At 30.6% G+C, this 14,094-nt stretch carries 9 protein-coding genes; 8 read left to right on the forward strand and 1 reads right to left on the reverse strand.

Annotation, left to right across the window (positions count from 1 at the left end; all coding sequences use genetic code 11):
* Positions 1-54 precede the first annotated feature (54 nt).
* The 4 genes from KXZ80_RS01435 (at position 55) to rlmD (ending at position 7,926) form a co-directional block, all read left to right on the forward strand.
* On the forward strand, positions 55-3,540 hold the full coding sequence (locus KXZ80_RS01435; protein ID WP_021434156.1) for a DNA polymerase III subunit alpha: 3,486 nt from the start codon (positions 55-57) through the stop codon (positions 3,538-3,540).
* Between the two features lie 177 nt (positions 3,541-3,717).
* Positions 3,718-4,677, forward strand: coding sequence for a 6-phosphofructokinase (pfkA, locus tag KXZ80_RS01440; RefSeq protein WP_021434155.1), 960 nt, complete (start codon positions 3,718-3,720; stop codon positions 4,675-4,677).
* Between the two features lie 16 nt (positions 4,678-4,693).
* Positions 4,694-6,454 carry a pyruvate kinase gene (gene pyk, locus KXZ80_RS01445; protein WP_021434154.1) on the forward strand — a complete coding sequence of 587 codons (1,761 nt, stop codon included), beginning with the start codon at positions 4,694-4,696 and terminating at the stop codon, positions 6,452-6,454.
* Positions 6,455-6,567: 113 nt separating this feature from the next.
* Positions 6,568-7,926: a 23S rRNA (uracil(1939)-C(5))-methyltransferase RlmD gene (rlmD, locus tag KXZ80_RS01450; RefSeq protein WP_021434153.1), complete on the forward strand. Its 1,359-nt coding sequence runs from the start codon at positions 6,568-6,570 to the stop codon at positions 7,924-7,926.
* A gap of 104 nt (positions 7,927-8,030) precedes the next feature.
* On the opposite strand, the gene KXZ80_RS01455 is transcribed toward rlmD, so the two are convergent.
* A complete protein-coding gene (locus KXZ80_RS01455) occupies positions 8,031-9,047 on the reverse strand; it encodes a D-2-hydroxyacid dehydrogenase (RefSeq protein WP_021434152.1) in 1,017 nt (338 codons plus the stop codon).
* Positions 9,048-9,623: 576 nt separating this feature from the next.
* On the opposite strand from KXZ80_RS01455, the gene KXZ80_RS01460 reads away from it, so the two are divergent.
* Genes KXZ80_RS01460 through hadC form a run of 4 tightly spaced genes read left to right on the forward strand, consistent with a single transcriptional unit; the run spans position 9,624 to position 14,026 of the window.
* Positions 9,624-10,856, forward strand: a complete 1,233-nt coding sequence (locus tag KXZ80_RS01460) for a CaiB/BaiF CoA transferase family protein (RefSeq protein WP_021434151.1) — start codon at positions 9,624-9,626, stop codon at positions 10,854-10,856.
* A 21-nt stretch (positions 10,857-10,877) separates the two neighbouring features.
* Positions 10,878-11,654, forward strand: a complete 777-nt coding sequence (locus tag KXZ80_RS01465) for an acyl-CoA dehydratase activase (RefSeq protein ID WP_021430301.1) — start codon at positions 10,878-10,880, stop codon at positions 11,652-11,654.
* 18 nt (positions 11,655-11,672) lie between these two features.
* Positions 11,673-12,899, forward strand: a complete 1,227-nt coding sequence (gene hadB / locus KXZ80_RS01470) for a (R)-2-hydroxyisocaproyl-CoA dehydratase subunit alpha (protein ID WP_021434150.1) — start codon at positions 11,673-11,675, stop codon at positions 12,897-12,899.
* Complete coding sequence (hadC, locus tag KXZ80_RS01475; protein WP_021434149.1) at positions 12,899-14,026, forward strand: (R)-2-hydroxyisocaproyl-CoA dehydratase subunit beta; 1,128 nt, start codon at positions 12,899-12,901, stop codon at positions 14,024-14,026. The genes hadB and hadC overlap by 1 nt, the downstream gene beginning before the upstream one ends.
* The last annotated feature ends 68 nt before the right edge of the window (positions 14,027-14,094 follow it).

A 14,094-nucleotide genomic window follows, 5' to 3' on the forward strand; every position in this document is an offset into this window, starting at 1 on the left:
AAGCAATCATTAAAAAATTAAAATAGACGGGTTTTTACGCAGGAGGTGAGGTCTTTGAGCAAAGATTTTGTACATTTACATGTTCATACAGAATATAGTTTGCTAGATGGTTTTTCAAGAATAAAAAATTTAGTAAACAGGGCTAAAGAATTAAATATGAGTGCAGTTGCAATAACTGACCATGGATGTATGTTTGGGGCCATAGACTTTTTTAAAGTAGCAAAAAAAGAAGGAATAAAGCCGATTATAGGATGTGAGGTTTATACAGCACCTAGAGGAATGAAAGATAAAGACCCTAATTTTGATAAATCTCAGGGACATTTAATACTTCTAGCTAAAGATACTACAGGATATCAAAATCTAATTAAGTTAGTATCAGCAGCATATGTACAAGGATTTTATTATAAACCAAGAGTTGATATAGATGAAATAAAAAAACATAGTGAGGGTATCATTGCACTTTCTGCTTGTCTAGCAGGAGATGTATCACAAGCATTGATGAATAGAAATTATGATAAAGCTAAAAATATAGCCTTGAAGTATAAAGAAATTTTTGGCGAAGAAAATTATTATTTAGAAATTCAAGATCATAATTTACCTGAGCAAAAAGAAGTTAACAGAGAGTTAATAAGACTTTCTAAAGAAATTGGAGTTGGATTGGTAGCAACTAATGACGTCCATTATGTAAGAAAAGAAGATTCAAAGATACATGATATATTAATGTGTATACAAATGGGTAAAACTGTAAATGACCCAGCTAGAATGAGATTTGGGAGTGATGAATTCTATCTTAAATCTAGAGAAGAAATGGAAGAAATTTTTCCTGAAGTTCAAGAAGCTTTAGATAACACTTCTAAAATTGCACAAATGTGTAATGTTGAATTTGATTTCAATACTATACATTTACCTCAATACGATGTTCCTGATGGATATACACCTCAAGAGTATTTAAGGATGTTATGCTTTAAGGGACTTAAAGAGAGATATAAAAAGCCTTCACAAGAGATTTTAGATAGATTAGAGTATGAATTAGGTGTAATTGAGAAGATGGGTTACGTAGAGTACTTCTTGATAACTTGGGACTTTATAAATTTTGCAAGAGAAAATAGTATTATGGTAGGCCCAGGTAGAGGTAGTGCTGCTGGATCTATAGTTTCATACACTTTATATATTACTGATATAGACCCTATAAAATACTCTCTATTATTTGAGAGATTCTTAAATCCAGAGCGTGTGTCTATGCCCGATATAGATATAGATTTTTGTTATGAGCGTAGAGAAGAAGTTATAGATTATGTAAAAAGGAAATATGGTGAAGATCATGTTGCTCAGATCATAACATTTGGAACAATGGGAGCAAAAGCTGCCATAAGAGACGTTGGAAGGGTATTAGACGTTAGTTATAATAAAGTTGATAATATAGCAAAAGAGATTCCTTTTGCACTAGGAATGACAATCGATAAAGCATTAGACACAAATCCTAATCTGAGAAAACTATATGAAGAAGATTCAGAGACAAAAGAAATAATAGATGTTTCAAGAAAAATAGAAGGAATGTTAAGACATGCATCAACACATGCTGCAGGAGTTGTTATATCTAAAAAACCAATAGATGAGTATGTCCCTTTATATAAGCATCAAGATGCTATAACTACTCAGTTTACAATGACAACTTTAGAGGAACTAGGTCTATTAAAAATGGACTTCTTAGGACTAAGAACCTTAACAGTAATAAGAGATGCACTTGATTTAATAGAAAAAAATCATAATTTAAAAATAAACTTTTCTAAAATAGAATATGATGATCCTAAAGTTTATGAATTGCTTTCATCTGGAAACACTCTAGGGGTATTCCAGTTGGAGAGTGCTGGTATGAGAAGCTTTATGAAGCAGCTTAAACCGGATAATTTTGAGGATATAGTAGCCGGAATATCTTTATACAGACCAGGACCTATGGATTCTATTCCGGTTTATATAAATAATAAAAATAATCCTGAAAATGTAGAATATCTTCATAAAAAACTAAAACCTATAATGGAAGTTACATATGGGTGTTTAGTTTATCAAGAGCAGGTAATGCAAGTTGTTAGAGACTTAGGTGGATATAGTTACGGACGTAGTGACTTGGTTAGAAGAGCTATGGGTAAAAAGAAAATGGATGTAATGGAAAAGGAAAGAGAATATTTTATCCATGGTAAGACAGATGAAAATGGAGAACTTGAAATAGCTGGATGTGTTAGAAATGGAGTACCTGAAGATATAGGTAACAAAATTTTCGATGATATGATTGACTTTGCAAAGTATGCGTTCAATAAAAGTCATGCCGCTGCATATGGAGTTTTAGCATATGAAACAGCATATTTAAAAGCTCATTATCCTGTAGAATTTATGGCAGCCTTAATAACTAGTGTAATGGGTAATACAGATAAAGTTGTTGAATATATAAGAGAGTGTAATAGCCTAAAAATAGATGTTTTAAAACCAGATATAAATAAAAGTTTTACTAAATTTTCAGTTGAAGACAAAAGTATAAGATTTGGGCTTGCAGCAGTAAAAAATGTAGGTGTAAATGTATTAAATAATATAATAAAAGAAAGAGAAAGTGGCGGAGAATTTAAAGATTTTAATGAGTTTTGCAAAAGGTTAGATTCAAAAGATCTAAATAAACGTATAATTGAAAGTCTTATAAAATGTGGAGCTTTTGATGAAATGGGAGACAATAGAGCTAGCTTACTTCTTGGATATGAAAAACTTCTTGAAAGTATATCTATGGATAGAAAGAAAAATTTAGCAGGACAAGTTTCACTATTTGATGGATTTGAGATGGATGAATCTATAAATAATGATATACAAAGTATGTATACATTACCACATGTAAAAGAGTTAGAAGAAAAAGAAAGGCTTTATTTAGAAAAAGAAGTATTAGGAATGTATGTAAGTGGGCATCCATTATCTCAATATAAAGATGAAATAAAAAGAAATACTACAATAAACAATGCTGAACTAAATGAAATAAAAGACGACTATATTACTTATCTAAATTTAAATGAAAGAGAAGTAACGATGGGTGGTATAGTAATAAATAAAACTATAAGAACAACAAAACGAAATGATTTAATGGCCATAATTGAATTAGAAGATTTATTTGGAGTTATAGAAGTTATAGTTTTTCCTCAAGTTCTTCAAAAATATAATACAGTTATCCAAGAAGATAAAATTATTTATATAGATGGAAGATTGAGTATAAAAGAAGACGAAAATGCAAAACTTATAGCTAGAGAAATAAGAGATATGAATGATAGTGGGAATAAAGATAAGCCTATTTTATACTTGAAAATTAATTCTATAGAAAATAAAGAGTTAGTAAATGATTTAATATCGGTAGTAACTAAATACCCGGGAGAAAATGATATATATATATACGCAGAAAATATAAAACAGGTATATAAATGGAACCATATAAAGGTTAATATAAACGAAAATTTAATTAATGAATTGGAACATATATTGCCAAAAACAAATATAAAAGTAAAATTTTAAGGGTATTTAAAATTTTATTATATAAAAAAGTAGCGAAATTATGATATAATAGACAAAAAATAGATAGTTTCGCTACTATCTGAATTTTTTTAATTACACTGGGATGAAAATATAATATAGGGACTCAAAATGTCCCTTAAAAAATGAAATATATTAATCAACTAGGAGGTAATGTTAATGAAAACTATAGGTATATTAACTAGTGGAGGAGATGCACCAGGTATGAATGCAGCTATAAGAGCTGTTGTTAGATCTGCTATATACTATGGGTGTAAGGTTTATGGAATAAATAGAGGGTACAAAGGATTAATAGAAGAAGACATACAAGAAATGAATTTATCTTCAGTTGGGGATATAATACATAGAGGTGGAACTATATTAAAATCATCTAGATGTGAAGAATTTAAAACAGAAGAAGGAAGAGCTGTAGCAGTAAAGATACTTAAAAAATATAAAGTAGATTGTCTTGTTGTTATAGGTGGAGATGGATCATTTAATGGAGCTCAAAAACTAAGTGATTTAGGATTCCCAGCAATAGGAATACCAGGAACTATAGATAACGATTTACCATATACAGATTATACTATAGGTTTTGATACAACAATGAATACTATAATAGATGCAATAGGAAAAATAAGAGATACATCTTCATCTCATGAAAGGGTTAACATTGTTGAGGTTATGGGAAGACACTGTGGAGATTTAGCTTTATATGCAGGTCTTGCTGGTGGAGCAGAAACAGTTATAGTTCCGGAAATAGATTTCAAAATTGATGATGTTTGTAAAAGATTAAAAACTACTCAAAAAAGAGGCAAGAGACATAGTATAATTGTTTTAGCTGAAGGGGTTGGAAATGCAAGTGAGCTAGGAAAAGAAATAGTTTCTAGAACAGGAGCTGATTTAAGAATAACAGTATTAGGACATGTTCAAAGAGGTGGAAGTCCGAGTGCATTCGATAGAATACTTGCAAGTAGAATGGGTGTACGTGCTGTAGAATTATTATTAGATGGTAAATCAGCTAGAGTAGTTGGTATAAAAGATAATAAGATTATAGATTTAGATATATATGAAGCTTTAGCTATGAAAAGAAAATTTGATGATGAAACTTATGAATTGGTAAAAATATTATCTATATAAATTAGGAGGATCTAACATGTTAAAAGGGATAAAAAAGACTAAAATAGTTTGTACATTAGGACCAGCATCACAAAGCGAGGAAACTTTAACTCAACTTGTAGAAAATGGATTAAACGTATGCAGATTCAACTTCTCTCATGGTTCTCATGAAGAGCACAAAGAAAGATTTGATATGGCTAAAAAGGTTAGAGAAAAATTAAATAAACCAGTAGCTATATTATTAGATACTAAAGGTCCAGAAATAAGAACAGGAAACTTCCAAGATCCAGAGGTTTTATTAGAAGAAGGACAAAAGTTCACAATAACAATGAAAGATGTTGTTGGTACTAAGGAAATGTGTACAGTAAGTTATAAAGGTCTTGCAGAAGATGTTACTACTGGGGACACTATACTTATAGATGACGGACTAGTTGGTCTTAGAGTAGAGGAAGTAAAAGGGGAAGAAATACACTGTATAGTTGAAAACTCAGGAATAGTTAAAAACCATAAAGGTGTTAACGTACCAAGAGTAAAAATTAATTTACCTGCTATAACAGAAAAAGACATAAGTGATATAGAATTTGGTATACAACAAGGTATAGATTACATAGCTGCATCTTTCGTAAGAAAGGCATCAGATGTTTTAGCTATAAGAGAAGTATTAGAAAATAATAATGCTACAGAGATACAAATAATATCTAAAATAGAAAACCAAGAAGGTGTAGATAATATAGAGGAAATATTAAAAGTTTCTGATGGTATAATGGTTGCTAGAGGAGACTTAGGTGTTGAAATACCTACAGAAGAAATACCTATAGCTCAAAAAATGATGATAAGAAAATGTAATGAATTAGGTAAACCAGTAATAACTGCAACACAAATGTTAGATTCTATGATAAGAAATCCTAGACCTACAAGAGCAGAAGTAACAGACGTTGCAAACGCTATATATGATGGAACAGATGCAATAATGTTATCAGGAGAAACTGCAGCTGGTAAATACCCTGTAGAAGCTGTAAAAACAATGGCTACTATAGCTAAGAGAACAGAAGAAACTTTAAATTACAATGAATTATTAAAAAATAAGAAACTTAACGGAGTAAATGTTACAGATGCTATAAGTCATGCAACATGTACAACTTCAGTAGATTTAAATGCTTCAGCTATAATAACTTCAACATCTTCAGGACACACAGCTAGAATGGTATCTAAGTTCAGACCGGAATGCCCTATAATAGCTGCTACAAATGATGAAAAAGTTATGAGAAGATTAGCTTTAACTTGGGGTGTGTATCCTATAATGGCAAGTGAAGCTACAAATACAGACGAAGTTATAGAAAACTCTATAAATGCAGCTAAAGAAGCTTCTTACTTACAAAATGGAGAATTAGTTGTTATAACTGCAGGAGTTCCAGTTGGAGTTAGCGGAACTACTAACTTAATAAAAGTTCATGTAGTAAGTGAAGAAATAACTAATGGTATAGGTGTAGGAACTAAAACTGTAGAAGGTAGAGTTAGAATATTTGATAATAAAAATGAAGTTTTAGACTTCGAAGAAGGCGATATAATAGTAACTCACATGACAGATGCTCATATGAATCCATATATAGAAAAATGTGGGGCTATAATAACTGAAGATGGTGGAATGACATCTCATGCTGCTATAGTAGGTATAAACTTAGATAAAGCAGTAGTAGTTTCAGCTAAAAATATAATGGATTTAGTAAATGATGGTGAAGTAATCACAGTTGACACAGCTAGAGGCGTTATATATAGAGGAGCAAGTAGAGTATTATAAAACTATAAATTTAAAAAATTTGTGCTATATTTAATATAGGGGCTTTATAAGCTCCTATTTTTTTGGTAAAATAAGTTTTTGTAGTTTAATTATTATGTTCGGAGGAAAAGTCTATGCTATTAAAAGACAGAGAGTATGAAGTTGACGTTGTTGATATAGGTCAAGGTGGCGTTGGAATTGGTAAGCATGACGGGTTTACAGTTTTTGTAGATGGTGGCTTGATAAGCGATAAGCTAAAAGTAAAAATAACTAAATCTAAAAAAAACTATGCAGTTGGAGAAATAGTAGAAATAATAGAAAAATCTCCATTTAGAGTTGAAAGAGTATGCGCAGATAAACTATCTGATTGTGGAGGTTGTCAAATACAAGAGTTAGACTATCAAAAGCAATTAGACATAAAGACTAATGAAGTAAAGCAAACTATTAGTAGAATCGGTAAATTAAATGATACACTAGTTCACCCAACATTAGGAATGGAGAATCCATTCAGATATAGAAACAAAGCTCAGTTTCCAATACAAAAAATAGATGGAAAAACAGTTATAGGTTTTTATAAAAAGAAGAGTCATGATGTGATTCCTACAGATAAGTGTATAATTCAGCACGATGTAAATGATAAAATAATTAAAATAATAAAAACTTATATAAAAGCTTATAATGTTAGTATATACGATGAAAAGACTCATACAGGAGTATTAAGACATTTAGTAACTAAAGTTGGATTTGAAACTAAAGAGGTAATGGTTGTTTTAGTAGCGAACGGAAAGAAACTTCCATATTTAAATGAATTAGCCTCAGTATTAAAAGAAAATGTACCAGGGTTTAAGACTCTTGTTTTAAATACAAATAGAGAAAAAACTAATGTAATTTTAGGAAAAGAAAACAAAGTTATATATGGTGATGGGAAGATAAATGACTATATAGGAGATTTAGTTTTTGAAATTTCTCCATTATCGTTTTTCCAAGTTAATCCATCACAGACGGAAGTTTTATATAATAAAGCATTAGAATATGCTGATTTAAAAGAAAATGACACAGTATTTGATATTTACTGCGGAATAGGAACAATATCTTTATTTTTAGCTCAAAAAGCAAAAAAGGTTTATGGTGTTGAAATTGTTGGAGATGCTATAAAAGATGCTAAAATAAACGCGAAATTAAATAAGCTAGAAAACACAGAATTCTTTGTAGGTAAAGCAGAGGAAGTAGTTCCTAAGTTATACAAAGAAGGTAAAACAGCTAATGTAGTAGTTGTAGACCCACCTAGAAAGGGATGTGAAGAATCAGTATTAGATACTATAGTATCTATGGAACCTGATAAAGTGGTATATGTATCGTGTAATCCATCAACTTTAGCTAGAGATTTAGCTTATTTAGATGAAAGAGGATATAAATGTAAAGAAATTCAACCAGTAGACATGTTCCCACATACTATGCACGTTGAATCTGTAGCATTATTATGCCGTGATTAGTAAATTAAATTAATATATATAATAAAAGGCTATCTTAAGTCACTTTATGTGATTTAAGATAGCCTTTTAAGTTTATAAATTTATTTAAATATAGCTAAAAGATATTAAGCATTTACAAGTTTTAACACATTATTAACGCTATCACCAGTAGCTAAAACTTCTTTTACACAATTTAATGCAGTACTTACTAAATTATCAACTGCAGTAGTAGTAAAATAGCCTATATGATGAGTAAATAGTACATTTTCCATATTTAATAATTTCTTTACTTGAGGATCAGTAAGGTCATGATGAGGTATTACTTTGTTTAAGAAAGTACCTTCAGTTTCAAATGTGTCTAAAGCAGCAGCACATAGATCTTTATTTTCTAAAGCTTCAATTAAATCGTCTGTACAAACAACTCCACCTCTACCCGTATTAACTAAAAAAGCATCTTTTTTCATTAATTTAAGGTTATCTTTATTTATCATGTGTTTTGTATTTTCATTAAGAGGTGTGTGTAAAGACACAACGTCAGCTTCTTTCATAAGATCATCTAAAGAATCTTTATAAGTTAAAATTTCTTTTAGATCTTCGTTAGGATAAGCATCATATGCTATAACATTTGCACCTAGTCCTTTGAATAACTTAGCTGCAGTTGAACCTATCTTACCTGTACCTACTATACCTACTGTAGTAGATCTAATTTCTCTTGCAATTAAATTAGCTGACCATCTAAAGTCCCCAGTATTAACATTTCTATTAATAAGGTGCATGTTTCTCAGGAGATTCATTGTCTGAGTTACCGCAAGTTCTGCTACTGAGTTTGGTGAATAAGCAGGTACATTAGTTATAACTAAATCATTTTTAGTAGCTTGGTCTAAATCAATCATATCAAAACCAGCTGCTCTAGAAGCTATTTGTTTTATTCCAAATTCTTTTAATTTTTCATAAATTATAGCGTCATCAATTGGATTAGTTTGTTGAATAGAAATTCCGTCGTATCCTTTAGCTTTGTCAACAGTCACTGATGATAAGCCTTCTTCAATTGTATCGACTTGAACATTGTTCCCATTCTCCTCAATCCATTTTGCTATTGCAGGTAATTCATGTTCACGTGTACTAAACATTAATATTTTCATATTAAAGCCCCCTTATTTTTTAATAGACAAGCTATTATACAATTAAAAAAGTAATATAAATAAAACACTATAACAATATATTTATATGAGTAGCTCATCTATTATAATAATTATTTATATAATGACAACTTATAGTCAAAATATAAAAAAGCACATAACTATAAATAGCATATAGAAATTAAATAATTAACTAACAATATGCTATTATGATTAAATCATAACATACACTTAGTTAATTTTACAACAATCTAAATGGATAAATTTTCAATCAAATTTAAATGAAATATATATTTAAAAAATAGTGAAAATAAAAAGTCTTGCAAATTGCAACACTCTAGAGGTATTTTGCAATGAAAATTAGATTGATTAATAAAAATATAAAAAAATAAAACATAAGAGAATGTGTAAAAATTAACTATTTGATTAAAAAAATAACTTTTGGCACGATAAATGCTTAACAATATAGGTATCAAAATAAAATTTATCTCAAAAGTTTTTAAAACTTATTATTAGAATTATTAATTATTAAATTAAATTAAATATTATATGATGTTTATAATTATAGGAGGTTGAGTTATGGATAATAAAGCATTACTAAAAGGTGTTAGGGTTGTTGAATTATCAAGTTTCGTAGCAGCTCCTTGCTGCGCCAAATTACTTGGAGATTGGGGCGCAGAAGTAATTAAGATAGAGCCACTTGGTGGAGATGGAATAAGAGTTATGGGTGGAACTTTCAAATCTCCATGTACAGATGAAGAAAATCCAATGTATGAATTAGAGAATGGAAATAAAAAAGGTATAAGTGTAAATGTAAAAACAAAAGAAGGAGTAGAAATAATTCATAAGCTTTTAGCTAAAGCTGATATATTTATTACTAATGTTAGAGAACAAGCTCTTTCAAAAATAGGTCTTACTTATGATCAATTAAAAGATGAATTCCCTGCTCTTATACATGCTCATATACTTGGATATGGAGAAAATGGACCATTAAAAGATAAACCAGGATTTGACTATACAGCATATTTTGCAAGAGGTGGAGTTAGTCAATCTCTTATGGAAAAAGGAACTTCTCCTTGTAATACAGCAGCAGCATTTGGAGATCACTATGCAGGAGTTTCATTAACAGCAGGTATCTTAGCAGCTCTTTACAAAAAACAAATGACAGGTGAAGGGGATAGAGTAACAGTAAGTTTATACCATACAGCACTTTATGGAATGGGAATGATGATTACTACAGCTCAATATGGAAATAAAATGCCTATATCAAGAGCTAATCCAAATAGTCCACTTATGACTACTTATAAATGTAAAGATGGTAAATGGATACAACTTGCATTAATTCAATATAATAAATGGCTTCCAAAATTCTGTAACGTTATAAATAGACCAGAAATAATGGAAGATGAAAGATTCAATGATATAAAAGTAATGCCATTACACGTTGATGAAATGGTTGAAATAGTTGGAGAAGCAATGCTTGAGAAAACATTAGATGAATGGTCAGCATTATTAGAAGAAGCAGACCTTCCATTTGAAAAAGTTCAAAGTTGTGAAGATATACTTGAAGATGAGCAAGCTTGGGCAAACGATTTTCTATTTAAAACTAAATATGCAAATGGAAATGAAGGTGTGTTAGTAAACGGGCCAGTTAAGTTTAAAACTATGGGAATAAAAGAATATACACCAGCTCCAAGAGTAGGAGAGCATACAGAAGAAGTTCTTAAAGAGTTAGGTTATACAGAAGAAGAAATATTAAACATGGTTAACTCTCAAGCTGTTAAGTTAGATGATTCAAAAGAGCTAGTTTAGAGATAAAAAGGGGCGCTCAAAATGTACACAATGGGATTAGATATAGGGTCAACTGCATCTAAAGGACTTATTTTAAAAGATGGAAAAGAAATAGTAGCTTACTCTACAATATCTTCAGGAACTGGAACTAGCGGGCCTGCTAGAGTTCTTGAAGATTTGTATAAAAAGCTTAATATAAAAGGTTCTGATATTCAAAATACTGTAGTAACTGGTTATGGGCGTATGAAATACGCTGAAACTCATAAACAAATAAGTGAATTAAGTTGTCATACTAAGGGTGTAAAATTTTTAGTACCTACAGCTAGAACAGTAATAGATATCGGAGGGCAAGATGCTAAAGCACTTAAGTTAGATAATAACGGGGTTATGTTAAACTTCCTAATGAACGATAAATGTGCAGCAGGTACTGGTAGATTTTTAGATGTTATGGCAAAAATCGTTGAAGTGGATGTATCTGATCTTGGAGATATATCAATGAGATCTCAAAATGAAGTATCCATAAGTAATACATGCACAGTTTTTGCAGAATCAGAAGTTATATCACATTTATCAAATGATATAGCTATAGAGGATATAGTTGCAGGAATACATACTTCAGTTGCTAAAAGGGTTGCCAGTTTGGTAAAGCGACTTGGAGTTAAAGAGGATGTAGTTATGGTTGGAGGAGTTGCTAAAAATTCAGGCGTCGTTAAAGCTATGGAAAGAGAGTTAGGGACTAATATAATAGTTCCTGAGATACCTCAACTTACAGGTGCCTTAGGAGCAGCTATATATGCCTACAATGAAACAAAAAAATAATAGTAAAGAGGGATGAAAATGTCTGAAAAAAAAGATGCTAAAACAGTAATAAATGAGCTCTTAGCTCAACAGTATGCAAATGCTTTTAAAGCTAAAGAAGAAGGTAGACCTGTTGGTTGGTCAACTTCAGTATTTCCTCAAGAATTAGCAGAGGTATTTGATTTAAATTTATGTTATCCAGAAAATCAAGCAGCAGGAGTAGCTGCAAAAAAAGAATCATTAGATTTATGCGAAAGATCAGAAGCTCAAGGGTATTCTATAGATTTATGTGCTTATGCTAGAACAAATTTTGGTTTTTTAGAAAAAGGAAAAAGTGATACTTTAGATATGCCACAGCCAGACTTTTTACTATGTTGCAACAATATATGTAACCAAGTAATAAAATGGTATGAAAATATATCAAAAGAGTTAAATATACCTATGATAATGATAGATTTACCTTTCAATGATGAAGATCATGTTACAGATGAAAGGGTTGAATATATAAAAGCTCAATTCCAAGAAGCTATAACACAACTTGAAAAAATATCAGGCAAAAAATTTGATCCTAAAAAGTTTGAAGATGTAATGAAGACATCTGCTGAGAATGGTAGACTTTGGAAATACTCAATGAGTTTACCTGAAGGTTCAAATCCATCTCCAATGAATGGATTTGATTTATTCACTTATATGGCAGTAATCGTTTGTGCAAGAGGTAAAAAGGAAACTACAGAAGCATTTAAACTTTTAATAGATGAATTAGAAGAAAATAAGAAAAATAAAGTCTCTACATTTAGAGGAGAAGAAAAATATAGAATAATGATGGAAGGAATTCCTTGTTGGCCTTATATAGGATATAAAATGAAAACACTAGCTAAATATGGCGTTAATATGACAGGTAGTGTTTACCCACATGCATGGGCTCTTCAATATGAAGTTAATGATTTAGATGGAATGGCAAGAGCTTATAGTGGAATGTTCAATAATGTTAACTTAGATCAAATGACAGAGTTTAGAGTTAATTCATTAAGAGATGGTAAATGTGATGGAGCTTTCTATCATATGAATAGAAGCTGTAAGCTTATGAGTTTAATTCAGTATGAAATGCAAAGAAAAACTGAAGAGATTACAGGAATACCATCAGCTGGTTTTGATGGAGACCAAGCAGATCCTAGAGGATTTACTAAGGCTCAATTTGAAACTAGAATACAAGGTCTAGTTGAAGTTATGGATGAGAGAAAAAATCTTAACAGAGGTGAAATATAATGGAAGCTATGTTAGCAAGAATGCAAGAGGTAATTGATAATCCAAATGAGGTTATCAAAAAATTTAAAAAAGATACTGGAAATAAAGCTATAGGATGTTTCCCAGTTTACTGTCCAGAAGAAATAATCCATGCAGCAGGAATGTTTCCTGTAGGTATATGGGGTGGACATACTGAATTAGATCTAGCAAAACAGTATTTTCCAGCATTTGCATGTTCAATAATGCAATCATCTCTAGAATATGGACTTAAAGGAGCTTACAATGAACTTTCAGCTGTTATAATACCTGGAATGTGCGATACATTAATATGTTTAGGTCAAAACTGGAAGGTAGCAGTTCCACAAGTACCTTATATAGCTTTAGTTTATCCACAAAATAGAAAACTAGATTCAGGGGTAACATACTTAGTTAATGAATTTAAACATGTAAAAAAAGAATTAGAAAAAATATGTGGTCATGAAATAACAGAAGAAAAATTACATGAAAGTATAGAAGTTTACAATGAACATAGAAGAGTAATGCAAGAGTTTGTAGCGTTAGCTCCTAAGTATTCAAAAACAATAAAACCTTCAGTTAGAAACTTAGTTATAAAAAGCGGATTCTTTATGAGAAAAGAGGAACATACTGATTTAGTTAAAAACCTTATATCTAAACTAAATAAAATGCAAGTTGAAGAATGTACAGGAAGCAAAGTTGTACTTACTGGTATATCACTGGACTCAAAAGATATCTTAGAGATATTAGAAGAAAATAATATAACAGTTGTTGCAGATGATTTAGCTCAAGAATCTAGACAATTTAGAACTTTAGTTCCAGATGGAAAAGATGCTTTAGAAAGATTAGCAAGACAATGGTCAAATGTAGAAGGCTGTTCATTAGCTTATGATCCAGATAAAAAACGTGGTTCTATGATAGCTGATGAAGTAAAAGCTAAAGGAGCAGATGGGGTAGTATTCTGTATGATGAAATTCTGTGATCCAGAGGAATATGATTATCCAGTAGTTAAAAAGGATATAGAATCAAGTGATATTCCTACTTTATATATAGAAGTAGATCAACAGACATCAAACAATGAGCAAGTAAGAACTCGTGTGCAAGCCTTCTCTGAGATGCTTAGCTTCGCCTAAAATTTATATTTGTAACAAGCGAAATCTTTATATTTAATAAACTAAATAGATGCATTGATTATAGGAAT

It is taken from the genome of Paraclostridium bifermentans, assembly GCF_019916025.1.
Classification (GTDB): Bacteria; Bacillota; Clostridia; order Peptostreptococcales; family Peptostreptococcaceae; genus Paraclostridium; species Paraclostridium bifermentans.

Bases quoted from the DNA above. Each gene is read 5' to 3' on its own strand.
- pfkA (WP_021434155.1), top strand. From the start codon at position 3,718: ATGAAAACTATAGGTATATTAACTAGTGGAGGAGATGCACCAGGTATG.
- pyk (WP_021434154.1), top strand. From the start codon at position 4,694: ATGTTAAAAGGGATAAAAAAGACTAAAATAGTTTGTACATTAGGACCA.
- rlmD (WP_021434153.1), top strand. From the start codon at position 6,568: ATGCTATTAAAAGACAGAGAGTATGAAGTTGACGTTGTTGATATAGGT.
- KXZ80_RS01455 (WP_021434152.1), bottom strand. From the start codon at position 9,047: ATGAAAATATTAATGTTTAGTACACGTGAACATGAATTACCTGCAATA.
- KXZ80_RS01460 (WP_021434151.1), top strand. From the start codon at position 9,624: ATGGATAATAAAGCATTACTAAAAGGTGTTAGGGTTGTTGAATTATCA.
- KXZ80_RS01465 (WP_021430301.1), top strand. From the start codon at position 10,878: ATGTACACAATGGGATTAGATATAGGGTCAACTGCATCTAAAGGACTT.
- hadB (WP_021434150.1), top strand. From the start codon at position 11,673: ATGTCTGAAAAAAAAGATGCTAAAACAGTAATAAATGAGCTCTTAGCT.
- hadC (WP_021434149.1), top strand. From the start codon at position 12,899: ATGGAAGCTATGTTAGCAAGAATGCAAGAGGTAATTGATAATCCAAAT.